The sequence below is a fragment of the Pseudomonas sp. B21-012 genome (assembly GCF_024749305.1).
Taxonomy (GTDB): Bacteria; Pseudomonadota; Gammaproteobacteria; order Pseudomonadales; family Pseudomonadaceae; genus Aquipseudomonas.
Genome location: NZ_CP087197.1, coordinates 5,486,330 through 5,512,398, shown reverse-complemented (window position 1 = coordinate 5,512,398; position 26,069 = coordinate 5,486,330). Strand labels below are relative to the sequence as shown.

Below are 26,069 nucleotides of genomic sequence, written 5' to 3'. Positions count from 1 at the left end.
AGGAAATGACCGAGATGGTCGCCACCGCCGTGCATGAGATGGGCCTGACCGTGCAGGACATTGCCCAGAATGCCGGCAATGCCGCGCACGCCTCGCAAACCGCGCGCAGCGAAGCGCTACAGGCCCGCGACGTAGTGCGCCGCTCGATTGCCCATATCGAGGGCATGTCCGAGGAGATTGGCCAGGCGGCCAGCGCAGTGGGGGAGCTGGCTACGGAGGTGGCGTCGATCGACGAAGTGCTGGCGGTGATCCGCAGCATCTCCGAGCAGACCAACCTGCTGGCGCTCAACGCTGCCATCGAAGCGGCGCGGGCCGGCGAAATGGGCCGCGGCTTTGCCGTGGTCGCCGATGAGGTACGAACCCTGGCGCGGCGCACCCAGGTGTCCACCGATGAAGTGCAGCAGATGATCCTGCGCCTCAAGCAGGGTGCCGGCAGTGCGGTGGCGTCGATGCAGGCCGGGCAGGCGGCAACCGGCACGGGCGTGGAGTCGAGCCAGCAGACCGGTGCTTCGCTGGGGACCATCACCGAGCAGGTCGAGCACATCAGTGACATGAACCATCAGGTGGCGACAGCGACTGAAGAGCAGTCGGCGGTGACCGAGGAGATCAACCGCACGGTGCAGGGGATTTCCGACCTGGCGCGGGAAACGGCAGTGGATGTGCAGGGTTGCCGGGAGGAGTGCCAGGCGCTGCGCGGGCTGGCCGATGACCTGGCGCGGCAGATGGGTGGGTTCAGGCTTTAAGCCGCGATGAGTTCATCGCCGACAAGCGCGCTACGCAGGACCTGCGAGCGTTGGCTTGGCGGTGATGAGCGAGTTTAGTTTACGTGGCTACTTCTTGAACAATTTTGTAACTTTGCTATTGGTGTTAACAGCTCGGCTTCCTACAACGACGAGGTGCCACTCGGATGCACCTGAGTACGCTGGATTAAGAAATTTGTTAGCCACAGTGATTTGCCATACCTCTCCGTCAACCTCTAGAAAGGTGCTGTCCCCACCGTTTAAATAGGCATATCCATCCAGATTACTACCCGATACGTCATGCATTTCGTCATCGACCACAAAGTGCACGGCGCCAATAAGTTTGTTCTGTGACATGTGAGTATCTCCATGAGTGGCCCAGACCCGTTATTCAGTTACCCGGGTAAGCTGACTCTAGGTATTCGCCCCATGGGATTCACCTGACAAAAATACTAGTTCCGATAAACGGTAAATTGAGCTTTAGTACGCCAATGGCGAGGAACTAAGCCTTCATTACCGCCCGGATATCCGCCGCCAGCTCACGCACCCGCGCCTCTTCGGTGTCCCACGAGCACATGAAGCGTGCGCCGCCGCTGCCGATGAAGGTGTAAAAGCGCCAGCCCTTGTTGCGCAAGGCTTCCAGCGCCGGCTCCGACATTTGCAGGAACACCCCGTTGGCTTCCACCGGGAACATCAGCTCAACGCCCGGCACATCGCGAACCAGTTCGCTGAGCAACTGCGCGCAGTGGTTGGCATGCACAGCGTGGCGCTGCCAGGCGCCGTCTTCCAGCAAACCGACCCAGGGTGCCGACAAAAAGCGCATCTTCGACGCCAGTTGCCCGGCCTGCTTGCAGCGGTAGTCGAAGTCTTCGGCCAGCTCGCGGTTGAAGAACAGGATCGCTTCACCCACCGCCATGCCGTTCTTGGTGCCGCCAAAGCACAGCACATCGACACCGGCCTTCCAGGTCAGCTCCGCCGGGCTGCAGCCGAGGAACGCGCAGGCGTTGCTGAAGCGGGCGCCGTCCATGTGCAGGTTCAGGCCCAGCTCCTTGCAGGTGGCGCTGATGGCCTTGAGTTCGTCCGGGCGGTAAACGCTGCCGACCTCGGTGGCCTGGGTGATGGTCACCACCCGCGGCTTGGGGTAGTGGATGTCCTGGCGCTTGAGCGCCACTTCGCGGATCGACTCGGGGGTCAGTTTGCCGGCTTCGCTGCGCGCGGTGAGCAGCTTGGAGCCGTTGGAGAAGAACTCCGGGGCGCCGCATTCGTCGGTCTCGACGTGGGCGGTCTCCGAGCAGATCACGCTGTGATAGCTCTGGCACAGCGAAGACAGCGCCAACGAGTTGGCGGCGGTGCCGTTGAAGGCGAAGAACACTTCGCAGTCGGTTTCGAACAATTTGCGGAAGTATTCCGAGGCACGTGCCGTCCATTGGTCGTCGCCATAGGCGCGCTCGTGGCCCTGGTTGGCCTTTTCCATGGCGGCCCAGGCTTCGGGGCAGATACCTGAGTAGTTGTCGCTGGCGAATTGCTGGCTTTTATCTGGCATGACACTGTCCTGTGAACGACGCAGACGAGCACTCTAAACCAAGAATTGCGGCGTCGCCTATACAAAGCATTGCCCCCGTGGAAGCGGGCTTGCCCCGCGATGAGGCTACATGTCGTAAACGCACCTTTGCGTGGCGTCCGTAGGCATCTGGGCTGTCTGCGTCGGTCATACCATCGCTGCAAAAGGGCAATTGCCCGACAAGAACCGATGCCGCTGCCGGGAGAGACTGCGATGTTCAGCAAGCAAGACCAGATCCAGGGTTATGACGATGCACTGCTGGCGGCGATCAATGCCGAAGAGCAACGCCAGGAAGATCACATCGAGCTGATCGCCTCGGAAAACTACACCAGCAAGCGTGTCATGCAGGCCCAGGGCAGCGGCCTGACCAACAAATACGCCGAAGGCTACCCGGGCAAGCGCTATTACGGCGGTTGCGAGCATGTGGATAAAGTCGAGCAACTGGCCATCGACCGCGCCAAGCAGCTGTTCGGCGCCGATTACGCCAACGTTCAGCCGCACTCCGGCTCCTCGGCCAACAGCGCCGTATACCTGGCCCTGCTGCAGGCCGGCGATACCATCCTGGGCATGAGCCTGGCCCACGGCGGTCACCTGACCCACGGCGCCAAGGTGTCGTCCTCGGGCAAGCTGTACAACGCCGTGCAGTACGGCATCGACACCAACACCGGGCTGATCGACTACGACGAAGTCGAGCGCCTGGCGCTGGAGAACAAGCCGAAGATGATCGTCGCCGGGTTCTCGGCCTACTCAAAAACCCTCGATTTCCCACGCTTTCGTCAGATCGCCGACAAGGTCGGTGCTTATCTGTTTGTCGACATGGCCCACGTTGCCGGCCTGGTTGCCGCTGGCCTGTACCCGAACCCGCTGCCTTACGCTGACGTGGTCACCACCACCACCCACAAGACCCTGCGTGGCCCGCGTGGCGGCCTGATTTTGGCGCGCAGCAACGAAGAGATCGAGAAGAAGCTCAACGCCGCGGTGTTCCCCGGTGCCCAGGGCGGCCCGCTGATGCACGTGATCGCCGCCAAGGCGGTGTGCTTCAAGGAGGCGCTGGAGCCTGGCTTCAAGACCTATCAACAGCAGGTGATCGACAACGCCCAGGCCATGGCCGAAGTGTTCATCAAACGCGGTTATGACGTGGTTTCCGGCGGCACCGACAACCACCTGTTCCTGGTCAGCCTGATCCGCCAGGGCCTGACCGGCAAAGAGGCCGACGCCGCCCTCGGCCGTGCGCACATCACCGTCAACAAGAACGCCGTGCCCAACGACCCACAGTCGCCGTTCGTCACCTCCGGCCTGCGCATCGGCACTCCGGCGGTCACCAGCCGCGGCTTCAAGGTCAGCCAGTGCGTGGAGCTGGCCGGCTGGATCTGCGACATCCTCGATAACCTCGGCGATGCCGACGTCGAGGCCGATGTTGCGAAGAACGTGTCGGCACTCTGTGCAGATTTTCCGGTTTATCGCTGAGTGGTCCAGGAGTAAAGACTATGCAACGTTACTCAGGCTTCGGCCTCTTCAAGCACTCGCTCAGCCACCACGAAAACTGGCAGCGCATGTGGCGCACGCCCACCCCGAAAAAAGTCTACGACGTGGTCATCGTCGGTGGTGGCGGGCATGGCCTGGCCACCGCCTACTACCTGGCCAAGGAACACGGCATCACCAACGTGGCAGTGGTCGAGAAGGGCTGGCTGGGAGGCGGCAACACCGCGCGCAACACCACCATCGTCCGCTCCAACTACCTGTGGGACGAGTCGGCGCACCTGTATGAACACGCGATGAAGCTCTGGGAAGGGCTGTCACAAGACATCAACTACAACGTGATGTTCTCCCAGCGCGGCGTCTACAACCTCTGTCATACCTTGCAGGACATGCGCGACTCCGAGCGTCGGGTCAGTGCCAACCGCCTCAATGGCGTCGACGGCGAGCTGCTCAATGCTCAACAAGTAGCTGAAGAAATCCCTTACCTGGACTGCTCGAAGAACACCCGCTACCCGATCATCGGCGCCACCGTGCAGCGCCGCGGTGGTGTTGCCCGCCACGACGCCGTGGCCTGGGGCTTTGCCCGCGCCGCCGACGCCCTGGGCGTCGACCTGATCCAGCAAACCGAAGTGATCGGTTTTCGCAAGGAAAACGGCGTGGTCATCGGCGTCGAGACCAACAAAGGCTTTATCGGCGCCAAGCGCGTCGGCGTGGTCACCGCCGGTAACTCCGGGCACATGGCCAAGCTCGCAGGTTTCCGCCTGCCGATCGAATCGCATCCGCTGCAAGCACTGGTGTCCGAGCCGCTCAAGCCGATCATCGACAGCGTGATCATGTCCAACGCCGTGCACGGCTACATCAGCCAGTCGGACAAGGGCGACCTGGTCATCGGCGCCGGCATCGACGGCTGGGTCGGTTACGGCCAGCGCGGTTCGTACCCGGTGATCGAGCACACCCTGCAGGCCATCGTCGAAATGTTCCCGATCCTCTCGCGGGTGCGCATGAACCGCCAGTGGGGCGGCATCGTCGATACCACCCCGGACGCCTGCCCGATCATCTCCAAGACCCCGGTGAAGAACATGTTCTTCAACTGCGGCTGGGGCACCGGCGGCTTCAAGGCCACCCCGGGCTCGGGCAACGTCTTTGCCGCAAGCCTGGCCAAGGGCGAAATGCACCCGCTGGCCAAACCCTTTTCCATCGACCGTTTCCACAACGGTGCACTGATCGACGAACACGGCGCCGCCGCTGTCGCCCACTAACAGGAGAAATCCCCATGTTGCATATCTTCTGTCCCCACTGCGGCGAGCTGCGCTCCGAAGAGGAGTTCCACGCCGCAGGCCAGGCGCACATTCCCCGGCCGCTGGACCCCAACGCCTGCTCCGACGAGGAGTGGGGCGACTACATGTTCTTTCGCGATAACCCCCGTGGCCTGCACCACGAGCTGTGGATTCACGCCGCTGGTTGCCGCCAGTACTTCAACGCCACGCGTGACACGCTGACCTACGAAATTCTCGAAACCTATCCGATCGGCGCCAAGCCGCAGGTCACCGGCAAGAGCACCAGCCCGCAGTTGGCAGTCAGTGGTCAGGGAGAAAAGGTATGAGCCAGGTCTATCGCCTGTCCAACGGCGGTCGTATCGATCGCAGCAAAGTCTTGAACTTCACCTTCAACGGCCAGACCTACCAGGGCTTTGCCGGTGACACCCTGGCCGCTGCACTGCTGGCCAACGGCGTCGACATTGTCGGGCGCAGCTTCAAGTACTCGCGCCCGCGCGGGATCATCGCCGCAGGCAGCGAAGAGCCCAACGCCATCCTGCAGATCGGCGCCACCGAAGCCACCCAGGTGCCCAACGTGCGCGCCACCCAGCAGGCGCTGTACGCTGGCCTTGTGGCCACCAGCACCAACGGCTGGCCGAATGTGAACAACGACGTCATGGGCATCCTCGGCAAGGTCGGCGGCAAGCTGATGCCGCCGGGTTTCTACTACAAGACGTTCATGTACCCGCAGTCGTTCTGGATGACCTACGAGAAGTACATCCGCAAAGCCGCCGGCCTTGGCCGTGCGCCGCTGCAGAACGACCCGGACAGCTACGACTATATGAACCACCACTGCGACGTGCTGGTGGTCGGCGCCGGCCCCGCCGGCCTGGCCGCAGCCCTGGCGGCTGGCCGCAGCGGCGCGCGGGTGATCCTCGCCGATGAACAGGAAGAGTTCGGCGGCAGCCTGCTCGACAGCCGTGAAACCCTCGACGGCAAGCCGGCCGCCGACTGGGTTGCGGCAGTGGTGGCCGAGCTCAAGGCACTGCCGGAAGTCACCCTGTTGCCACGGGCCACGGTCAACGGCTACCACGATCACAACTTCCTCACCATTCACGAGCGCCTGACCGACCATCTCGGCGATCGCGCGCCGATCGGCCAGGTGCGCCAGCGCATGCACCGGGTACGCGCCAAGCGTGTGGTGCTGGCGACTGGCGCCCACGAGCGGCCTTTGGTGTACGGCAACAACGATGTGCCGGGCAACATGCTCGCCGGTGCGGTCTCGACCTACGTGCGCCGCTATGGCGTGGCGCCGGGGCGCAAGTTGGTACTGTCGACCAACAACGACCATGCCTACCGCGTGGCCCTGGACTGGCACGACGCCGGCCTGAACGTGGTCGCCGTCGCCGATGCCCGCCACAACCCGCGCGGTTCGTTGGTGGAAGAGGCGCGGGCCAAGGGCATTCGCATCCTCACCTCCAGCGCGGTGATCGAGACGCGCGGCAGCAAGCACGTGACTGCAGCCCGGGTTGCCGCCATCGACGTCAAGGCGCATAAGGTCAGCAGCCCCGGCGAGTGGCTGGATTGCGACCTGGTAGCCACCTCCGGCGGCTACAGCCCGGTGGTGCACCTGGCTTCGCACCTGGGCGGCAAACCGGTCTGGCGTGAAGACATTCTCGGTTTCGTACCCGGTGAAGCACCGCAAAAACGCGTGTGCGTGGGTGGCATCAACGGTGTGTTCGCCCTTGCTGACACCCTCGCCGATGGTTTTGAAGGCGGCGTGCGCGCCGCCACCGAAGCCGGTTTCAAGGCGGTGCTGGGGGTGATTCCGAAAGTCCTGGCACGCCAGGAAGAACCAACCGTGGCGCTGTTCCAGGTGCCCCACGACAAGAACACTGCACGGGCGCCGAAGCAGTTCGTCGACCAGCAGAACGACGTCACCGCCGCCGCCATCGAACTGGCTACCCGCGAAGGCTTCGAGTCGGTCGAGCACGTCAAGCGCTACACCGCGCTGGGCTTTGGTACCGATCAGGGCAAGCTGGGCAACATCAATGGCCTGGCGATTGCCGCGCGTTCGATGGGTATCACCATCCCGGAAATGGGCACCACCATGTTCCGCCCCAACTACACGCCGATCACCTTCGGCGCGGTGGCGGGCCGGCACTGCGGTCACCTGTTCGAGCCGGTACGCTTTACTGCCCTGCATGCCTGGCATGTGAAGAACGGCGCCGAATTCGAAGACGTCGGCCAGTGGAAGCGCCCCTGGTACTTCCCGCGCAACGGCGAGGACATTCATGCCGCCGTGGCTCGCGAGTGCAAGGCGGTGCGTGACAGCGTCGGCCTGCTCGACGCCTCGACCCTGGGCAAGATCGACATCCAGGGCCCGGACGCGCGCGAATTCCTCAACCGCATCTACACCAACGCCTGGACCAAGCTCGATGTTGGCAAGGCCCGCTACGGCCTCATGTGCAAAGAAGATGGCATGGTCTTCGACGACGGCGTCACCGCCTGTGTCGGCGACAACCACTTCATCATGACCACCACCACTGGTGGCGCGGCGCGGGTGCTGCAGTGGCTGGAGATCTACCAGCAGACCGAATGGCCGGACCTGAAAGTGTACTTCACCTCGGTCACCGACCACTGGGCGACCCTGACCCTGTCGGGCCCCAACAGCCGCAAGCTGCTCAGCGAAGTCAGCGATATCGACCTGGACAAGGACGCCTTCCCGTTCATGACCTGGAAGGAGGGCCTGGTCGGCGGTGTGCCGGCGCGGGTGTTCCGTATCTCGTTCACCGGCGAGCTGTCGTATGAAGTCAACGTCCAGGCCAACTACGCCATGGGCGTGCTGGAGAAGATCGTCGCTGCTGGCAAGCAATACAACCTGACTCCGTACGGCACCGAAACCATGCACGTACTGCGCGCCGAGAAGGGCTTCATCATTGTCGGCCAGGACACCGACGGCTCGATGACCCCGGACGACCTCAACATGGGCTGGTGTGTTGGCCGCACCAAGCCGTTTTCGTGGATCGGCTGGCGCGGGATGAACCGCGAAGACTGCGTGCGCGAGAACCGCAAGCAGCTGGTCGGGCTCAAGCCGGTCGACCCCAACAAATGGCTGCCAGAAGGCGCGCAACTGGTGTTCGACCCGAAACAAGCGATCCCGATGGACATGGTCGGTCACGTCACCTCCAGCTACGCCAGCAACTCCCTGGGCTATTCGTTTGCCATGGGTGTGGTCAAAGGCGGGCTCAAACGCATCGGCGAACGGGTCTACTCGCCCCAGGCCGATGGCAGCGTGATCGAGGCCGAGATCTGTTCTTCGGTGTTCTTCGATCCGAAGGGTGAGCGGCAGAACATCTAACGCCGGCGTGATGTAGCTCCCACAGGGATCGCGTTACCAGGTCCACAGAATTCAAGGCAGGTGTGTAATGAGCACGATCAACGTCTACCAGCAACGCCCCGGCAACGACGCCAAGGCTGAAACGCCGCTGCACCACGCCGACCTGCCGAGCCTGATCGGCAAGGGTCGCAAAAACGCCGGGGTAACCCTGCGCGAGAAAAAACTCCTCGGCCACCTGACCCTGCGAGGCGATGGCAAGGACCCGGCCTTTGCCGGCGGTGTGTTCAAGGCCCTGGGCCTGGAGCTGCCGGTGGCCCTGACCGTGGTCGCCAACGGCGAGATGTCGCTGCAGTGGCTGGGCCCGGATGAATGGCTGTTGATCGTCCCCGGCGGTGAGGAATTTGCCGTCGAGCAAAAGCTGCGCGACGCCCTCGATGGCCTGCACGTTCAGATCGTCAACGTCAGTGGCGGGCAAACCGTGCTGGAACTGAGCGGCCCCAACGTGCGCGATGTGCTGATGAAATCCACCAGCTACGATGTACATCCAAACAACTTTCCGGTGGGCAAGGCCGTCGGCACGGTGTTCGCCAAGTCGCAACTGGTGATCCGCCGCACCGGTGAAGAAACCTGGGAGCTGCTGATCCGCCGCAGTTTCTCCGACTACTGGTGGCTGTGGCTGCAGGACGCTTCCGCCGAATACGGCCTGAGCATTCAGGCTTAAGGAGCAATGCCATGAGTCGTGCACCGGACACCTGGATTCTCACCGCCGACTGCCCGAGCCTGCTCGGCACGGTCGATGCGGTGACGCGTTACCTGTTCGAGCAGCACTGCTACGTTACCGAGCACCACTCGTTCGATGACCGGCTGTCCGGGCGCTTTTTCATTCGCGTGGAATTCCGCCAGCCGGATGATTTCGACGAGGCCAGCTTTCGCGCAGGCCTGGCTGAGCGCGGCGCGGCGTTTGGCATGCTGTTCGAGCTGACCGCGCCCAAGCACCGACCGAAAGTGGTGATCATGGTCTCAAAGGCCGATCACTGTCTCAACGATCTGCTCTATCGCCAGCGCATCGGCCAGTTGAGCATGGACGTGGTGGCGGTGGTTTCCAACCACCCGGACCTCGAGCCCCTGGCCCACTGGCACCGCATTCCCTATTACCACTTCGCCCTCGACCCCCATGACAAACCGGCGCAGGAGCGCAAGGTGCTGCAGGTGATCGAAGAGTCCGGCGCCGAGCTGGTAATCCTTGCCCGCTACATGCAGGTGCTGTCGCCCGAGTTGTGCCGCAAGCTCGACGGCTGGGCGATCAACATCCATCACTCGCTGCTGCCCGGCTTCAAGGGCGCCAAGCCCTACCACCAGGCCTACAACAAGGGCGTGAAACTGGTGGGTGCCACCGCGCACTACATCAACAACGACCTCGACGAAGGGCCGATCATCGCCCAGGGCGTCGAGGCGGTGGACCACAGCCATTACCCCGAAGACCTGATCGCCAAGGGCCGCGATATCGAGTGCCTGACCCTGGCGCGGGCGGTGGGCTATCACATCGAGCGGCGGGTGTTCCTCAACGCCAACAGAACGGTAGTGCTCTGACGGCCGCCATTGCGGGGCAAGCCCGCTCCCACACCGGTAGGAGCGGGCTTGCCCCGCGATGAGGCCTTCAAGGCAAAAACAGATTCCAGTAACACAGCGCCGCCTACGGGCAGCGCACTTTGCACCGCTACATAACAACAAACTTTAGCGAGGTGAAAGCATGTCTGGTAATCGTGGTGTGGTGTATCTCGGCGCTGGCAAGGTCGAGGTGCAGAAGATTGACTACCCGAAAATGCAGGACCCGCGCGGTCGCAAGATCGAGCACGGGGTGATCCTGCGGGTGGTCTCCACCAATATCTGTGGCTCCGACCAGCACATGGTCCGTGGCCGTACCACGGCCCAGGTCGGCCTGGTGCTGGGCCATGAAATCACCGGCGAAGTCATCGAGAAGGGCAGGGACGTCGAAAACCTGCAGATCGGTGACCTGGTTTCGGTACCCTTCAACGTCGCCTGCGGCCGCTGCCGCTCGTGCAAAGAGCAGCACACCGGCGTCTGCCTCACCGTCAACCCGGCCCGTGCCGGTGGTGCCTACGGCTATGTCGACATGGGCGACTGGACCGGCGGCCAGGCCGAATACGTGCTGGTGCCTTACGCCGACTTCAACCTGCTGAAACTGCCGAACCGCGACAAGGCCATGGAGAAGATCCGCGACCTGACCTGCCTGTCGGACATTCTCCCTACCGGCTATCACGGCGCGGTGACGGCCGGGGTTGGCCCGGGCAGCTCGGTGTACATCGCCGGTGCCGGCCCGGTGGGCCTGGCTGCAGCGGCGTCGGCGCGCCTGCTGGGCGCTGCGGTGGTGATCGTCGGCGACGTCAACCCGGTGCGCCTGGCCCACGCCAAGGCCCAGGGTTTCGAAATTGCCGACCTGTCCCAGGACACCCCGCTGCACGAACAGATCGCCAACCTGCTGGGCGAGCCGGAAGTCGACTGCGCGGTCGATGCCGTGGGCTTCGAAGCCCGTGGCCACGGCCATGCCGGTGCCAAGCACGAGGCCCCGGCCACTGTGCTCAACTCGCTGATGGGCGTGGTGCGGGTTGCCGGCAAGATCGGTATCCCTGGCCTGTACGTCACCGAAGACCCAGGCGCGGTGGATGCCGCGGCAAAAATCGGCAGCCTGAGCATCCGTTTTGGTCTTGGCTGGGCCAAGTCCCACAGCTTCCACACCGGGCAGACCCCGGTGATGAAATACAACCGCCAACTGATGCAGGCGATCATGTGGGACCGCATCAACATTGCCGAAGTGGTGGGTGTGCAGGTGATCAGCCTCGACCAGGCACCTGAAGGCTATGGCGAGTTCGATGCCGGCGTGCCGAAGAAATTCGTCATCGACCCGCACAAGCTGTTCAGCGCTGCCTAAAAACATCGCGGGGCAAACCCGCTCCCACTTTGCCTGTGGGAGCGGGCTTGCCCCGCGATAGAGGTCTGTCAGTCACATCGCATCGCGGGGCAAGCTGTTCTGGTCAAGTTTTACCGGACACCGATTACGGTGATCAAGCTGCCAACTGCTCCATTGCTATTGGCGACAGGTAGTTGTTGTAGCTATGGAGCCTGATTTGGTTGTAGCGCAAGAAGAAGCTGGTCATGTCCTGTCTGGCTTCTTCGATCGTTGCATAGCCCTTGGCGGGCACCCATTCTGATTTGAGCGTGCCAAATAAGCGCTCCGTTGGTGCGTTGTCCCAGCATTGGCCTCTGCGGCTCATGCTTTGGGTTATGCCATGCTCAAGCAGTTCGGATTGGAAGCGTTGGCTGGTGTATTGGCAGCCTTGATCCGAATGAAACACCAAGCCCGCATGTTTGCCTCGTACTCCCACCGCCATTCCCAAGGCCTTGCTGACCAGGTGGGCATCATTGATCAGAGAAAATGACCAGCCAATGACCCGCCGGGCGAACAGGTCAATGACCACGGCCAAGTGATACCAGCGCTTCCCAATCATCAGGCTGGTTACGTCACCGCACCACACCTGATTGATTGCTGTGGGCTGGAAGTTGCGTTCAAGGACATTCTTGGCCACAAATGCTTCTACACCTCTGGAGCGATATTGGTGGCGACGGCGCTGTCTGCTGGTCAGGTTCGCTTCTGCCATAAGTCTTCCAGCTAGATACCTTCCAACCTTTAGCTGCTGGGCCTTCAAATACTGAGAAATCATTCTCGCACCAGCACTTTCCCTGCTTTCAGCATGCAATTGCACGACCTTTGCCCTGAGCGCATCACGCTCGGTATTGGGTACCGAGCGGCGATCGAGCCAGTCATAAAACGCACTGCGGGAAACGCCCAGAGCGCTGCAAAGCTGGCTGGTCGGATACGAGCCTGACTCTCTCAGCTCCTCGATCAGGAAAAACGATCGGGATCCGACATCAAGAGAGCGGTAGCTTTTTTTAGGATTTCGGCCTCGGTCTCTAAACGTTTGATCTTGGCGCGTAACTGCTGGAGCTCCCGCTGCTCATCGCTGATTGCCTTGGTACCTGGCACTGGTTGCCCTTTCTGACGCTCTTTACGAACCTGGTCTACCCAGCGGCGCAGAGCTGTGGGGCCGACGTCCATTGATGCGCAGACCTCGGGAACCGAGCAGTTGTCGTCAAGAACCATGCTTGCAGCACGTTGCTTGAACTCGCGGGTATAAGTCTTTCGTTCTTGCATGGAGCCTCCTGGTTGGGCGAATCATATCGCCCTTAAGAGGTGTCCGGGATCATTAGGCCAGTTCAAGCCCGCTCCCACCGGGTACAAGGGAACAATCCCCCGCCCACAAGGTCGAAACCTCGTTTTCCCTGCCTTAACGGCTGACGAGGTATTTCGATGAAACGTTTCGCACTGGTCACCCTGGTGGCCCTGGCTGCCACTCCGGTATTCGCAGGCTTCAGCCTCAATGACGCGGCCAATGTCTACAACGCCGCCAAGGGCAACAGCGGCGATGCCGCGGTACAGGCCCCCGCTGCTTCGGCGAACCTGCTCAATACCCTCGGCAGCGAACTGAAAGTCACCCCCGAACAAGCCATCGGCGGCACCGGCGCATTGCTGGGCCTGGCCAAGAACCAGCTCAACAGCGGCGATTACGAGCAACTGAGCAAAGCCGTTCCCGGCCTTGACCTGCTTTCCGGCGAGAAGGCCCTGGGCGGTTTGAACGGTCTGGGCACGCTGCTGGGCAAGAGCGATAAGTCCTCGGCCCTGAGCAATGCCCTGGGTAATGTCAAAGACACCAATGACCTCAACAACGCCTTCAGCGCGCTGGGCATGGACACCGGCATGATCGGCCAGTTCGCGCCGTTGATCCTGCAGTACTTGGGCCAGCAAGGCGTCGGCGGCTCGCTGTTGCAGAGCCTGGGCAGCCTGTGGGGCACAGGTGCTGGCGTACCTTCCGTGTAAGCCAGCTATTTGCGCGGGCGGGGCGGTGTGCTATATGTCCCGCCCCGTTTTACAAGGAAGTGTGATTCGCCATGTTCATGGACGCCCTGAAGATGTCTTTGCCTGCCGACGCCGTGTTCGGCTTTGTGGTCTACATGCTCGGCGCCGCCGTGCTGTTCGGCCTCTACGCATTCATCTACACCCGCCTGACCCCCTACAACGAATTGCGCTTGATCCGCGAAGGCAACAATGCCGCCGCCATTGCCCTGGCCGGTGCCTTGATCGGTTTTGCGATTCCGGTGGCCAGTGCCATTTCCCATTCGATTTCGCTGCTCGACTTCCTGCTCTGGGCGCTGATTGCCGCAGTGGTGCAGTTGCTGGCGTTCGTGGTGGTCAACCGCTGCGTCAAAGGCATGGCTGAACGGGTTGCCCGCCAGGAAACCGCCTCGGCCATTTTGCTGGCCGCCGTGTCCATTGGTATTGGCCTGCTCAACGCCGCCTGCATGACCCCCGCCGCCTGATCAGGGACGATCGACAATGAAACGCAGCAAAACCATTCGCCTGGTCGCCCTCGGCAGCCTGCCGCTGGTGCTGTCCGCCTGTGGCGACCGGCCGACCAAAATCATCAGCGAAACCAAGCGCTACCAGGACGTCGACTATTGCGTCATGGACGGCAAGCCGCGCCAGGTGTGCCAGCAAGCCTGGGTCGCCGCGCAGAACCACCATGCCGCCAACGTCCCGCGCTTTTTGACCGCCGAGGCCTGTGAAGCGGTCTATTTCAAGTGCGATTTTCGCCGTTACGCCAACAACTACGTGCCGCCGATGGAAGGCTTTGCCCTGACCACCGAACGCCAGGTGTACGCCGACGATGAGGACAACAGCAGCAGTTCGTCGACCAACAGCTCATCGTCGAGCGGCGGCTCCGGCGGCGGTCGTCGCTATTACGAGTACACCGACACCGATGCGCGCTATTCGACCGAGGCGATCTATCACGAGCGCGACGGGCGCAACGCGTTCAAGGTCAGCACCTTGACCGAGCAAGTGGCAAACCACAATTACTACACCGGCCTGGACACCTCGCACCCGGCCTCGCAGCCGTTCAGCGAAGCCGCGCAGCATGCGGCGGCGAGTGGCGGCGGTAGCGCCGTTGCCGGCAGCGACCCGGCGCACGTGGGCAGCGCCCATCCGGCGATTATCCCCATGGCCCAGTCAAACAAGCTGATCAGCTCGGCCCGGCCGTTCGCGGTGGGTACCCACAACGGTTTTGTCTCGCGTGCTTCGGGGCGTGGCGGCTTCGCTTCCTGAACGAGGTAAGCCGATGAAACGCAGCAAATCCCTGCGCCTGCTGGCCTTGGGTAGCCTGCCGCTGGTGCTCAGCGCCTGCGACAACCAGGTGGCGACAATCAAGCCGTATAGCGAGGTGCGTCACCATCAAGGGGTGCAGCAGTGCATTGGCAGTGGCACCCGCGCCGAAGCGTGCAACGAGGCACGGGATGTCGCGCAGCAGCTGCACTATGCCCACGCGCCGCGCTTTGATGACCTCAACGCCTGCCAGCTGCGCTTTGAGCGCTGCCAGCAGGTCGAGGGCAACGGCTTTTTTCTGCCGGGCATGGACGGTTTCAAGCTGACCACCGAGCGCCAGGTCTATGACGACGGGGTGCCGATCGACCAGGCGCACTGGACCAGCCTGCGCTATGTCGATGCCGCACCGCGCTACCTGGCGGAGCCTGTGTACCGGGCGCGCAAGGGCCGCGAGGCGTTTGCCAGCAGTGCATTGAGCGAGCAGGGCAGGGCCGACGTGGCGCCTGCCCAATTGCGTGTTTTCGGCGGTAACAGCTATGGCTCGACGCGTTGGTTGACCCTGGATAGCAGCGGGTTCAACAGCCGTTCGTCGCTGCGCAGTTACAGCACCTGAGGATTGCAGATGAAGCGAATTTCCATCGCCCCGCGCCCGGACTGGCGCGCCACCGCCGAGCAGTTCGGCTTCAATTTCCACACCTTCGGCGACGAGCCCTACTGGGACGAGTCGGCCTATTACCAGTTCAGCCTGCGGCAGATCGAAGACGATCTTGAAGAGCCCACCCGCGAGCTGCACGAACTGTGCATGGCGCTGGTGGCCGAGGTGGTCGACAGTGAAGAGCTGCTCGAGCGCCTGGCGATTCCGGCGCCGTACTTCGATTTGATTCGCCGCTCGTGGCGCGACGGCCACCCGCATTTCTACGGGCGCATGGACCTGTGTTACGACGGCAAGGGCCCGGCCAAGCTGCTGGAGGCCAACTACGACACGCCGACGTCACTCTACGAAGCCAGTTTCTTCCAGTACCTGTGGCTGGAGCAGCAGATGCAGCGCGGCATGCTGCCGGCCGACGCCGACCAGTTCAACAGCCTGGAAGACAAACTCACCCAGGTGATGGGTGCCAATACCTTTGCCACGCCGTTCTACTTTTCTTCGGTGAAAGACTCGATCGAAGACCGCGGCACCGTCGAATACCTGCGCGATATCGCCCTCGGCGCCGGGCTCGATGCGCGCCTGGTAGACATGGAAGACATCGGCCTGAGCCGCGGCGGGCGTTTTGTCGATGATGTTGGCGCACCGATCCCGAGCCTGTTCAAACTCTACCCCTGGGAAGACATCTTCCATGACCCCTACGGCCCGGCGATCGCCACTAGCGGTACCTTGTTCGTCGAGCCGCCGTGGAAGGCGATCCTTTCCAACAAGGGCATGCTGGCGCTGCTGTGGGAGCGCCACCAGGGTCATCCGAACCTGTTGCCGGCGTTCATCGAGCAAGCGCCGGGCGCGAGTCTCGACAAGGGCTGGGTGCGCAAACCGTTCTTCTCGCGCGAAGGCGCCAACATCGAGATCCACACCGGCAGTGGCAAGCGGGTGGTCGAAGATGGCCCGTATGGCGGCGGGCCGAGCATCATCCAGCAGTTCCAGGCGCTGCCGCGCTTTGGCGACAGCTACACGGTGATCGGCAGCTGGGTGGTCGGCGACCTGCCGGCGGGCATCGGCATTCGCGAAGACAACTCGCTGATCACCAAGGACAGCAGCCGCTTTTTGCCCCACGCGATCATCGACTGATCAGCGCAGCTCGGCGCGCAAGGCCTCGATGCGGGCGTCCTTGGCGTGCCAGAGCTGGTTGACCCAGTCCTGCACGGTCTGGCGAAACACCGGGTCGTTCTCGTAGTCGCCGCTCCACAGTGCCGGGTCCAGCTCATGTACCTGGATGTCGATGATCACCTTGGGCAAATTGCCGCTGAGCAGGTCCCAGAACCCTGGGGCCTTGTCGCCGGGGTAGACGATGGTGACATCCAGCAGGGCGTCGAGCTGTTCGCCCAGCGCCGCCAGCACGAAGGCCACACCGCCGGCCTTGGGTTTGAGCAGATGCTTGAAGGGTGACTGTTGGGCGGCGCGCTTGGCCTCGGTGAACCGCGTGCCTTCGAGGTAGTTGACCACGGTCACCGGCTGGCGCTTGAACAGCTCGCAGGCGGCCTTGGTGATTTCCAGGTCCTGGCCCTTGAGCTCGGGGTGCTTGTCGAGGAAGGCCTTGCTGTAGCGCTTCATGAACGGGTAGTCCAGCGCCCACCAGGCCAGGCCCAGCAACGGTACCCAGATCAGCTCCTTTTTCAGGAAGAACTTGAAGAACGGTATGCGCCGGTTGAGCACCTGGATCAGCGCCGGGATATCCACCCAGCTCTGGTGGTTGCTGACCGCCAGGTACGAGGTGTCGAGGCGCAGGTCGGCGGCGCCGCGCACGTCCCAGACGGTGGGGATGCACAGGCGGAAGATCAGTTTGTCGATTTCGGCCCAGGTTTCGGCGATCCACATCACCGCCCACGAGGCATAGTCGCGGTAACGGCCGGGCAGGACCAGTTTGAGCAGGGCAAAGACCATCAGCGGGCCGATCAGGACCAGGGTGTTGAGCAGCAACAGCAAGGTCACAAGAATGCCCGTCAGCAAGCGGCGCATAAGAAAGCTCTTATATTCAAGTAAGCGGTCGGCAATGATAAGCACCCGGTCGGCGTACGCCAAATGCTCCGGTCTGCTCCCACCGGACAAATGTTTCACATTGTGTTGAATAAGCTATCGGCGCGAACCTATCCTGCCTTCGCAGTCTAAACACTGTCTTATCTCAAGGAAGCGGATCCTGTGAAATCGGTACTTGCACTGCTGTCCCTGTTGGCCCTGCCGGTCATGGCCGCCGAGCCGACCCTGTATGGCCGCTACGAATACATCAAACTGCCGGAAGTCGGTGGCCAGACCTTCAAGGCCAAGATGGACACCGGCGCGCTGACCGCTTCGCTGTCGGCCAAGGACATCGAAACCTTCACCCGTGACGGCGAAGAGTGGGTGCGCTTTCGGGTTGCCACCAAGGACGCCGACGGCAAGGTCTATGAACACAAGCTGGCGCGCATCAGCAAGATCAAGAACCGCGCCGATGAAGACGAAGACGGCGAGGGCGCCGAGATCAGCAAGCGCCCGGTGGTCGACCTGGAGCTGTGCCTGGGCGACGTGAAACGCACCGTCGAGGTCAACCTGACCGACCGCAGCAGTTTCAACTACCCGTTGCTGATCGGTGCCAAGGCGCTGCGCGAGTTCAAGGCGGCGGTAAACCCGGCGCGGCGCTTTACCGCAGACAAGCCGAGCTGCTGAGCAGCTCACTAGCTGCAAGCTTTAAGCGACAAGCTGCAAGAAAAAGCGGTTCAGTGTAACTTCACGCGATCCGCTTCTTCTTGAAGCTTGTCGCTTGAGGCTTGCCGCTCCAGATGCCCCACATTTTAATTGTCGAAGACGAAGCGGCCATCGCCGATACGCTGATTTTCGCCCTGCAAGGCGACGGTCACAGCACCGAGTGGGTGACCCTTGGCAGCGCCGCGCTGGAGCAGCAACGCCAGCGCCCGGCCGACCTGATCATCCTCGACATTGGCCTGCCGGACATCAGCGGTTTTGAAACCTGCCGGCAACTGCGCCGTTTCAGCGAGGTGCCGGTGATGTTCCTCAGCGCTCGCGATGGCGAAATCGATCGGGTGGTGGGCCTGGAAATTGGCGCCGACGATTACGTGGTCAAACCCTTCAGCCCCCGCGAAGTGGCCGCCCGGGTGCGGGCGATCCTCAAGCGCATGGCGCCGCGCGCGGAACCTGTGGTGAGCGCCGCCGAGCTGTTCCAGGTCGATACCCTGCGCATGCAGATCCACTACCATGGCCAGGCCCTGAGCCTGACCCGCCACGAGTTTCGCCTGCTGCAAAGCTTGCTGGAACAACCGGAGCGGGTATTCAGCCGCGAGCAACTGCTCGATGCCGTCGGGGTTGCTGCCGATGCCGGCTACGAGCGCAGCATCGACAGCCATATCAAGAGCCTGCGCGCCAAACTGCGCGCGGTGGCCGCCGACGCCGAGCCGATCCAGACCCACCGCGGCCTGGGCTACAGCTACAGCCCGAGCCATAGCTGATGCGCCTGGGGATCCGGATTTTCCTGGTGTACTTCCTGTTCGTCGGGCTGACCGGCTATTTCATCCTCAGTACCGTGCGCGAGCAGATTCGCCCAGGTGTACGCCAGTCCACCGAGGAAACCCTGGTCGACACCGCCAACCTGCTAGCGGAAATCCTCCACGACGACGTCAAGGCCGGCACCCTTGGCCAGAGCCGTTTGCCGGTGCTGCTGCGCGCTTACGGCCAGCGCCAGCCCAAGGCCGATATCTGGGGCTTGTCGAAGAACCAGGTCAACCACCGCATCTACGTCACCGATGCCCAAGGCAAGGTGCTGCTCGACTCGGCCGGCGTGGCGGTGGGTGAGGATTATTCGCGCTGGAACGACGTCTACCTGACCCTGCGCGGCCAATACGGTGCGCGCTCGACCCGCAGCAACCCGGATGATCCGGATTCGTCGGTGATGCACGTGGCTGCGCCGATCCTCGATGACAGTAAGATCATCGGCGTGATCACCGTGGCCAAGCCGAACAAATCGCTGCAACCCTATATCGACCGTTCCGAGCGGCGCCTGCTGTACCTCGGCCTGGGCCTGATCGGCCTTGGCCTGCTGGTGGGTGCGGCGCTGTCGTGGTGGCTGGCGCGCTCGTTGCGCAGGCTGACACGCTACGCCCAGGCGGTCAGTGAAGGCGAGCGCACGGCGCTGCCGCATTACCGTGGCGGTGAGCTGTGGCAACTGGCGGCGGCGGTGGAGCGCATGCGCACCCAGCTTGAAGGCAAGGATTACGTCGAGCGCTATGTGCATACCCTGACCCACGAGCTGAAAAGCCCGTTGGCGGCGATTCGCGGCGCCAGCGAGCTGCTCCAGGGGCCGATGAGTGATGAGCAGCGCCAGCGTTTTGCCGGCAATATCGAAAGCGAAAGCGCGCGCATGCAGCAGTTGATCGAACGTCTGCTCAACCTGGCCCAGGTCGAACAGATGCAAGCGCTGGAAGAACAGCAACAGGTGCCGCTGGCGGCATTGGTCGACGAACTGCTGTTGGCCCAGGGCGCGCGAATCGAAAGCGCCGAGCTGCAGGTGCGTCAGCGTCTGCCCGCGGCGGCGCGCCTGCTCTGTGATCCATTCCTGATGCGCCAGGCTATCGCCAACCTGCTCGACAACGCCCTGGATTTCACTCCGCCCGGCGGTTTGTTGGTGTTCGAGCTTGAACATGGCGACGGCCGCGTGGCCTTGAGCCTGTTCAACCAGGGCGAGTCGATTCCGGACTACGCCCTGGGCCGGCTCAGCGAACGCTTCTATTCGCTGCCTCGACCGTTCAGTGGGCGCAAGAGCACCGGCCTGGGGCTGAACTTCGTCGAGGAGGTAATGCAGTTGCACGGCGGCGCGCTGGAAGTGGCCAACGTCGAGGACGGCGTGCGCGTACGGTTGTGGCTGCCGGCCAAGCGCCTGGGCTGAAAACTTCACAGAGTCTGCACACAGGCTCCACATAAGTCCGCAAGGGCTCCATTTCGTTTGCGCAGACTCTGCCCATCGAAACCGGAGTCCTGTCCATGCACCGCAAACTGAGTTACAAACTGGCCGTGATCGGCTTTCTGATCGTGTTGCTGCTGATCCCGTTGTTCATGATCGGCGGCTTGATCCAGGACCGTCAGTACCAGCGTGATCGCGTGGTCCGCGACATTGCCGAAAGCTCAAGCTTCGCCCAGCAGATTACCGGGCCGATGCTGGTGGTGCCGTACCGCAAGATTGAACGGCGCTGGAAGACCGAAGAGGGCAAGAGCTTCCAGGAAATCAGCCAGGTCAATGGCCACCTGTATTTCCTCCCGGAAACCTTCGATCTCAATGCCAGCATCGACACCGAGCTGCGTTCGCGCGGTATCTACGAAGCGCGCCTGTTCCACGCCAATAGCCACATCAATGGCCATTTCGAGATCCCGGCCAACTGGGGTATTACCGAGGACTTCGAGGATTACCGCTTCGAACCGGCTTTCCTGGTCGTCGGTATCAGCGACATCCGCGGCATCGAAAAAGGCCTGCAGCTGCAGCTCAACGACCAGCGCCTGGACTTCGCCGCCGGGACCAAGCTGGACTGGATGAGCGGTGGTGTGCACGCGCTGTTGCCCGGTGTCGATGGCAAGGTCGCGAGCGTGCTCAACTATGCCTTCGACCTCAGCCTGCAAGGCACCGAACAGCTGCAGGTGGTGCCGGTAGGGCGTAGCACCAGCGTGGCCATGGCCGCCAACTGGCCGCATCCGAGCTTTGACGGCAACTACCTGCCGGTCAGCCGCAAGATCGATGCCGGTGGTTTCTCGGCGCGCTGGCAGACCTCGTTCTTCTCCACCAACCTCGAAGATGCCCTGACCCAGTGCGTGGTCAATGACAAGTGCAATGCCTTCAACGGTCGCGCTTTCGGGGTCAGCTTCATCGACCCGGTGGACCAGTACCTCAAGAGCGAGCGGGCAATCAAATATGCGCTGCTGTTCATCGCCCTGACCTTTGCCGGCTTCTTCCTCTTCGAAGTGCTCAAGGGCCTGAGCGTGCACCCGATCCAGTACGGCCTGGTGGGCGTGGCCCTGGCGTTCTTCTACCTGCTGTTGCTGTCGTTGTCCGAGCACCTGGGCTTTGCCATGGCCTATGCCTTGTCGGCGAGCGGTTGTGTGTTGCTGATCGGCTTCTACCTGTGCCACGTGCTGCACAGCGTGTTGCGCGGCATGGGCTTTGCCCTGGGCCTGGCGATGCTCTACGGCATGCTCTACGGTCTGCTGACGGCCGAGGATTACGCTTTGCTGATGGGTTCGCTGCTGCTGTTCGCGCTGCTGGGTGTGTTCATGGTCCTGACCCGTCGCCTGGACTGGTACGGGGTTGGCCAGGTGAAGCTGTCGTGAGCGGCTTGCGCGAGGAGAGGTATCTGGGGGCAGTGCTGGCGATGAAAATCGCCAGGCTGTTCGTGCGCTGGGAGGCAGAAGTCAGCATCGCGGGGCAAGCCCGCTCCTACCACGCACGTAGGAGCGGGCTTGCCCCGCGATAAGGCCGGCTCAGACAATCGACGGGTCAGTCGCGCGCATCGATTCACGCAGGCAAACCTGCGCATACCACCCCGCCAGTTGCGGTTGTTGCTCACGCCAGCCGAAGTCGGGGAAGCGCAGGTCGAGGTAACCCAGGGCGCAGGCCACACCGATGGCGGCGATGTCGAAGCCTGAGGCAAGGTCGGCGAAATGCTGCTGCTCAAGGTTGCTCAGGCCACGACGGATCTTGTCCTGCTGTGCCTCGATCCAGCTGTCCCATTGCTTGTCCTTGGGCCGCAGGAAGGTTTCGTAACGGGTCAGCACCGCGGCATCCATGATCGCATCGGCCAGCGACGCCAGGGTCAGGCGATGCCAGCGCGGCCAGCCGTCACGGGGGATCAGCGGGTTGCCGACATGCTGCAGGTCGAGGTATTCGCAGATCACCCGGCTGTCGTGCAGCACGCTGCCGTCAGCCAGGCGCAGGGCCGGGATCTTGCCTGCCGGGTTGCCCTGGTTGAGCTCGGCCACCGGATCGACCGGGGTGAGGTTGACGGTCTGCAGCGCCACCCGGTCGGTTTGCCCGGTTTCGTGCAGCACCACCAGGACCTTGCGCACGAACGGCGAGGCCGGCGAATGGAACAGGGTCATGCTTGGTGCGGACATGTCGATCCCTCAGTTGCCTTGCAGGCTCGGTGGCAGGCAGACACCGGTACCGCCGATGCCGCAGTAGCCGTCGGGGTTCTTGGCCAGGTACTGCTGGTGGTAGGCCTCGGCAAAGTACACGGTCGGCGCCTGCTCGATTTCGGTGGTGATCTCGCCGAAACCGGCTTTGCTCAGTTCGGCCTGGTAGGCCTGCTTGCTGGCCAGTGCCTCGTCCAGTTGCTGGGGGCTGGTGCAGTAAATTACCGAGCGGTACTGGGTGCCGATGTCGTTGCCCTGGCGCATGCCCTGGGTCGGGTTGTGCAGTTCCCAGAACATCGCCAGCAGCTCTTGGTAGCTGACCTTGTCCTTGTCGAACACCACCAGCACCACTTCGGTGTGGCCGGTCAGGCCCGAGCAGACTTCTTCGTAGGTCGGGTTGGGAGTGAAACCGCCGGCATAGCCGACCACGGTGCTGACCACGCCTTCACGCTGCCAGAAGCGCCGCTCGGCCCCCCAGAAGCAGCCCAGGCCAAAGATTGCGAAGTCGATGGCGCCTTCGAAGAACGGGCCGAGCAGCGGGGTGTCCTTGAAGACAAAATGCTTCTCGGGCAGGGTCATCGGGGTTTCGCGGCCAGGCAAGGCCTGTTCGGCAGTGGGCAGGACGTTTTTGTTCACCAGAATCTCCGAGCGCAGGACCATGATCGTTCCTCTGCTGATTGGGGTAGGCAAGGCTGGTCCCATCGCGGGTCAAGCCCGCTCCCACTGTGGGAGCGGGCTTGACCCGCGATGGGACCCGAATGAACCTATATTGCCCGAGACAAACGCCGCTGTCAGGCGATAGGGCCACGCGGATAGCGTTTGAGTTTGGTGATCAGCTCGCTGCCCGGAATCGGCCGGTCGAACAGGTAGCCCTGGCCGACATCGCAGCGGTGGCGACGCAGGAAGGCCAGCTGCTCGGCGGTCTCGATGCCTTCGGCCACCACCTTGAGCTTGAGATTGTGGGCCATGGCCACCACCGCCGAGGTAATCTCCATGTCGTCCTGGTTGTCGGGGATTTCGTGGATGAAGCTGCGATCGATCTTGATGATGTCGATCGGGAATTTCTTCAGGTAGCTCAACGACGAATAGCCGGTGCCAAAGTCGTCCATGGCCAGGGTCAGGCCCAGTTGCTTGAGCTGGTCGAGCTGGCGGTGAGTGTCTTCGGTGGCTTCCAGCAGCAGGCCCTCGGTCAGCTCCAGCTCCAGCAGGTGCGGGGGCAGGGCTTCTTCCTTGAGGATATTGGCGATCGAGGCGACCAGGTCCGGGTCGGAAAACTGCTTGGGCGAGAGGTTGATCGCCACCTGCAGGTTGCCCAGGCCCTCCAGGCGCAGCGTCTGGCTCATGCGGCAGGCCTGGCGGGCGATCCACTTGCCGATGGGGATGATCAGCCCGGTCTCTTCGGCGACGCTGATGAACTGGTCGGGGCGAATCATGCCCTTTTCCGGGTGGTTCCAGCGCAGCAGCGCTTCCAGGCCCAGCAGGCGGCCGCTGCGCAGGCACAGCTTGGGCTGGTAGAACACGTCCAGCTCGTTCTGGGTCAGGGCGCGGCGCAGGTTGTTCTCGACGAACAGCTTGTAGCTGGCCTCGGCATTGAGCGCTTCGGTGAACACCTGGACCTGGTGCTTGCCGTTGGCTTTGGCCTTGTGCAGGGCAAGGCCTGCGTTCTTCATCAGCGTCTGCGGGTCGCGCCCGTGCAGCGGCGCGCAGGCCAGGCCCACGGAGCCGGTGACGTTGATCAGCTGGTTGTCGACGAACATCGGTTTGTCGAGGGTGCGCAGCAGTTGCTGGGCCACCTGCTGGCCGCTTTCAAGGTCGGTGTCTTCGAGCAGCACGGCGAATTCGTTACTGGCAAAGCGCGCCAGACTGCCGCCGGGGCTCAGACTGTTGCGCAGGCGCCGGGCCAGGCTGATCAGCAGCTTGTCGCCGGTCTGGTGGCCGAGGCTGTCGTTGATCCGCTTGAAGTTGTCGATGTCCACCAGCAGCAGGCTGATCGGGCTGTCGCTGTCACGGGCGAAGCGCTCGTCGAGGTTGCGGATGAACGCCGGGCGGTTGCCCAGGCTGGTCAGGTTGTCGGTGTAGGCCAGGCGCTCGATGCGCTGCTGGGCCAGCTTGCTCTGGGTGATGTCTTCGTAGATGCCGATATAGTGGGTCAGTTCGCGATTGTCGCCGAACACCTTGGAAATCGACAGCTGGCCCCAGTAGGGCTCGAGGTTCTTGCGCCGGCTCTTGAACTCGCCTTGCCAGCTGTTGCCCATGGCCAGGCTCGACGGCGCGTCGAACAGCAGCTCGCTGAGGTTTTCCAGCGCCGGCAGCTCCGACAGGCGGTGGCCGTGGACTTCATCGGTGCTGTACTGGGTGATGGCGGTAAAGCTTGGGTTGACGTACTCGACCACACCGTCGCGGTTGACCAGCAAGAAGGCGTTGGCGCTTTGCTCGACGGCGCGCTGGAACAGGTGCAGGGCATTGGTCGCGGTGCGCCGGTTGTGGTTGTTGATGACCTGGGCGAACTGGTCGGCCAGCTCGCCAGCAAAGGCGATCTCATCGGTTTGCCAGGCCCGCGCCGAGCCGGTCTGCTCCAGGCACAGCACCCCGACCACCTGGCCATCGATGCGGATACTGGCATCGAGCATGGCGTTGATATCGCGTGGGCGCAGGCTCTCGGCCATGTCGCGGGTACGCGGGTCGTGGGTGGCGTTGTGGGCGTCGATGGCGCGGCTGGTGTGCAGCGCTTCAAGGTAGTCGGGAAAGCGGCTGGCGTCGATGGGCTCGGGCAGGCGGTATTCCTGGGTCGAACGGTAGAACGCCGAAATCGGCTGCAGTTGCTGCTCTTCCAGGTACCAGATGCTTGCGCAGTCGATCTTGTAGATCTCGCAGGCACTGCGGGTGATCAGCTCGGCGGCTTCGAGCAGCGAGTTGCTGGCGCTGTAGCGATGGCGCGCCAGGTGCAGGATCAGGTCCTGCTGGGCGCGCACCCGCTCCAGGTGCTCGAGCTGTTCCTGCTGGGCGCGCTGGTTGAGCTGCAGGGCGATCTGCAGGCGACTGTTGCGGGTCTCGAGGTCGGCGGCCGACAGGTCCGGGGTATCTCCCGGCTGGCTGTCGAGGACCATCAGGTAACCGCGCAGCAGTTGGCGGTTGTGCTGCTTGTAGGCCTCGCCCAGCTCCAGCAGGTGCAGCGGGCCCTGGCCGGTGTGCAGGGTGTAGCGCACCAGGTAATGCGGGCGCTGGGCCAGTTGCAGCTGGATGGCGTCGTGCAGTTTGTAGCGCGCTTCGGGCTCCATCAGGCTGGCGTAGGGCGAGCCGACCAGGGCGCAGAGTTCGACGGCGGCCAGGCCAAATTGCCGTTCGCAACCAGGGTCCAGATAGAGCAGCGCCCAGCTCGCCTCGTTCAGCCGCTCGAAACGCAGCATCCCGAGCCGCGAGGGCACGGGCAACTGCGTCACGACCTCGGCCACCATACGGCTGGCGGCATCAGGTTGGCTTTTCATCGAGAGCTCGCTTCAAGAAGGCTGTTCGCGCAAATAGAGCAATCTGCTACTACGCGTGTCGGCAAGGTTGCATCATGCGCTTGAGGCTGACAAGCGATACAGAGACCTCCGTACTAACTGTGTCGGCATTGGCGTAGGAATCTTAAGTCGGACACAGCGC

General features: G+C 62.7%; 25 protein-coding genes. 17 read left to right on the top strand and 8 right to left on the bottom strand.

The features are described from left to right. Positions 1 to 5: 5 nt before the first annotated feature. The gene (locus tag LOY37_RS27685; protein ID WP_408980610.1) at positions 6 to 743 is read left to right on the top strand and encodes a methyl-accepting chemotaxis protein; all 738 of its coding nucleotides are present in this window, start codon (positions 6 to 8) and stop codon (positions 741 to 743) included. Between the two features lie 87 nt (positions 744 to 830). Here LOY37_RS27685 and LOY37_RS25355 read toward each other — a convergent pair whose 3' ends face one another. Together LOY37_RS25355 and LOY37_RS25350 are read right to left on the bottom strand one after the other, a co-directional pair. Continuing rightward, positions 831 to 1,097, bottom strand: a complete 267-nt coding sequence (locus tag LOY37_RS25355; protein WP_258715968.1) for a hypothetical protein — start codon at positions 1,095 to 1,097, stop codon at positions 831 to 833. A 145-nt stretch (positions 1,098 to 1,242) separates the two neighbouring features. Then, entirely contained in the window at positions 1,243 to 2,283 is a 1,041-nt protein-coding gene (locus LOY37_RS25350) for a low specificity L-threonine aldolase (protein WP_258715967.1), read from the bottom strand. Between the two features lie 231 nt (positions 2,284 to 2,514). Between LOY37_RS25350 and glyA the strand changes: the two genes are divergently transcribed. The 7 genes from glyA to fdhA all read left to right on the top strand — a co-directional run bounded on the left by glyA (position 2,515) and on the right by fdhA (position 11,326). Next, positions 2,515 to 3,768: a serine hydroxymethyltransferase gene (glyA, locus tag LOY37_RS25345; RefSeq protein ID WP_195885194.1), complete on the top strand. Its 1,254-nt coding sequence runs from the start codon at positions 2,515 to 2,517 to the stop codon at positions 3,766 to 3,768. Between the two features lie 20 nt (positions 3,769 to 3,788). Further along, a complete protein-coding gene (locus tag LOY37_RS25340; RefSeq protein ID WP_038998326.1) occupies positions 3,789 to 5,039 on the top strand; it encodes a sarcosine oxidase subunit beta family protein in 1,251 nt (416 codons plus the stop codon). 14 nt (positions 5,040 to 5,053) lie between these two features. Further along, positions 5,054 to 5,383 carry a sarcosine oxidase subunit delta gene (locus LOY37_RS25335; RefSeq protein WP_038998327.1) on the top strand — a complete coding sequence of 110 codons (330 nt, stop codon included), beginning with the start codon at positions 5,054 to 5,056 and terminating at the stop codon, positions 5,381 to 5,383. Beyond that, entirely contained in the window at positions 5,380 to 8,397 is a 3,018-nt protein-coding gene (locus tag LOY37_RS25330; RefSeq protein WP_213603043.1) for a sarcosine oxidase subunit alpha, read from the top strand. Before LOY37_RS25335 ends, LOY37_RS25330 begins: the two co-directional genes overlap by 4 nt. Before the next feature lie 67 nt (positions 8,398 to 8,464). Beyond that, positions 8,465 to 9,097 carry a sarcosine oxidase subunit gamma gene (locus LOY37_RS25325; protein WP_093378763.1) on the top strand — a complete coding sequence of 211 codons (633 nt, stop codon included), beginning with the start codon at positions 8,465 to 8,467 and terminating at the stop codon, positions 9,095 to 9,097. 11 nt (positions 9,098 to 9,108) lie between these two features. After that, complete coding sequence (gene purU / locus LOY37_RS25320) at positions 9,109 to 9,966, top strand: formyltetrahydrofolate deformylase (RefSeq protein ID WP_093378767.1); 858 nt, start codon at positions 9,109 to 9,111, stop codon at positions 9,964 to 9,966. A gap of 160 nt (positions 9,967 to 10,126) precedes the next feature. After that, positions 10,127 to 11,326, top strand: coding sequence for a formaldehyde dehydrogenase, glutathione-independent (fdhA, locus tag LOY37_RS25315; protein ID WP_045199135.1), 1,200 nt, complete (start codon positions 10,127 to 10,129; stop codon positions 11,324 to 11,326). 133 nt (positions 11,327 to 11,459) lie between these two features. Here fdhA and LOY37_RS25310 read toward each other — a convergent pair whose 3' ends face one another. Together LOY37_RS25310 and LOY37_RS25305 are read right to left on the bottom strand one after the other, a co-directional pair. Continuing rightward, on the bottom strand, positions 11,460 to 12,290 hold the full coding sequence (locus tag LOY37_RS25310; protein ID WP_258717184.1) for an IS3 family transposase: 831 nt from the start codon (positions 12,288 to 12,290) through the stop codon (positions 11,460 to 11,462). 8 nt (positions 12,291 to 12,298) lie between these two features. Further along, positions 12,299 to 12,607 carry a transposase gene (locus LOY37_RS25305; RefSeq protein WP_258715522.1) on the bottom strand — a complete coding sequence of 103 codons (309 nt, stop codon included), beginning with the start codon at positions 12,605 to 12,607 and terminating at the stop codon, positions 12,299 to 12,301. A gap of 156 nt (positions 12,608 to 12,763) precedes the next feature. Between LOY37_RS25305 and LOY37_RS25300 the strand changes: the two genes are divergently transcribed. The 5 genes from LOY37_RS25300 (at position 12,764) to LOY37_RS25280 (ending at position 16,391) form a co-directional block, all read left to right on the top strand. Then, on the top strand, positions 12,764 to 13,330 hold the full coding sequence (locus tag LOY37_RS25300; protein ID WP_045199137.1) for a DUF2780 domain-containing protein: 567 nt from the start codon (positions 12,764 to 12,766) through the stop codon (positions 13,328 to 13,330). Positions 13,331 to 13,401: 71 nt separating this feature from the next. After that, positions 13,402 to 13,830 carry a DUF350 domain-containing protein gene (locus LOY37_RS25295; RefSeq protein WP_045199139.1) on the top strand — a complete coding sequence of 143 codons (429 nt, stop codon included), beginning with the start codon at positions 13,402 to 13,404 and terminating at the stop codon, positions 13,828 to 13,830. Positions 13,831 to 13,846: 16 nt separating this feature from the next. Beyond that, on the top strand, positions 13,847 to 14,614 hold the full coding sequence (locus LOY37_RS25290) for a DUF1190 domain-containing protein (RefSeq protein ID WP_258715966.1): 768 nt from the start codon (positions 13,847 to 13,849) through the stop codon (positions 14,612 to 14,614). A gap of 13 nt (positions 14,615 to 14,627) precedes the next feature. After that, entirely contained in the window at positions 14,628 to 15,224 is a 597-nt protein-coding gene (locus LOY37_RS25285) for a DUF1190 domain-containing protein (RefSeq protein ID WP_258715965.1), read from the top strand. A gap of 9 nt (positions 15,225 to 15,233) precedes the next feature. Then, positions 15,234 to 16,391, top strand: coding sequence for a glutathionylspermidine synthase family protein (locus LOY37_RS25280; protein ID WP_258608379.1), 1,158 nt, complete (start codon positions 15,234 to 15,236; stop codon positions 16,389 to 16,391). Here LOY37_RS25280 and LOY37_RS25275 read toward each other — a convergent pair whose 3' ends face one another. Next, a complete protein-coding gene (locus LOY37_RS25275) occupies positions 16,392 to 17,279 on the bottom strand; it encodes an acyltransferase (RefSeq protein ID WP_258715964.1) in 888 nt (295 codons plus the stop codon). Between the two features lie 180 nt (positions 17,280 to 17,459). On the opposite strand from LOY37_RS25275, the gene LOY37_RS25270 reads away from it, so the two are divergent. The 4 genes from LOY37_RS25270 (at position 17,460) to creD (ending at position 21,623) form a co-directional block, all read left to right on the top strand. Further along, positions 17,460 to 17,963, top strand: a complete 504-nt coding sequence (locus LOY37_RS25270; protein WP_258608375.1) for an ATP-dependent zinc protease — start codon at positions 17,460 to 17,462, stop codon at positions 17,961 to 17,963. 113 nt (positions 17,964 to 18,076) lie between these two features. Next, a complete protein-coding gene (gene creB / locus LOY37_RS25265; RefSeq protein WP_258715963.1) occupies positions 18,077 to 18,760 on the top strand; it encodes a two-component system response regulator CreB in 684 nt (227 codons plus the stop codon). Further along, entirely contained in the window at positions 18,760 to 20,193 is a 1,434-nt protein-coding gene (gene creC, locus LOY37_RS25260; protein ID WP_258715962.1) for a two-component system sensor histidine kinase CreC, read from the top strand. The genes creB and creC overlap by 1 nt, the downstream gene beginning before the upstream one ends. 95 nt (positions 20,194 to 20,288) lie before the next feature. Continuing rightward, a complete protein-coding gene (creD, locus tag LOY37_RS25255; RefSeq protein ID WP_258715961.1) occupies positions 20,289 to 21,623 on the top strand; it encodes a cell envelope integrity protein CreD in 1,335 nt (444 codons plus the stop codon). A gap of 150 nt (positions 21,624 to 21,773) precedes the next feature. On the opposite strand, the gene LOY37_RS25250 is transcribed toward creD, so the two are convergent. The 3 genes from LOY37_RS25250 to LOY37_RS25240 form a co-directional block, all read right to left on the bottom strand. Next, a complete protein-coding gene (locus LOY37_RS25250; protein WP_045199153.1) occupies positions 21,774 to 22,406 on the bottom strand; it encodes a glutathione S-transferase in 633 nt (210 codons plus the stop codon). Between the two features lie 9 nt (positions 22,407 to 22,415). Next, complete coding sequence (msrA, locus tag LOY37_RS25245; RefSeq protein WP_093378790.1) at positions 22,416 to 23,084, bottom strand: peptide-methionine (S)-S-oxide reductase MsrA; 669 nt, start codon at positions 23,082 to 23,084, stop codon at positions 22,416 to 22,418. 131 nt (positions 23,085 to 23,215) lie between these two features. Next, complete coding sequence (locus LOY37_RS25240) at positions 23,216 to 25,909, bottom strand: bifunctional diguanylate cyclase/phosphodiesterase (RefSeq protein WP_045199157.1); 2,694 nt, start codon at positions 25,907 to 25,909, stop codon at positions 23,216 to 23,218. Positions 25,910 to 26,069 lie beyond the last annotated feature (160 nt).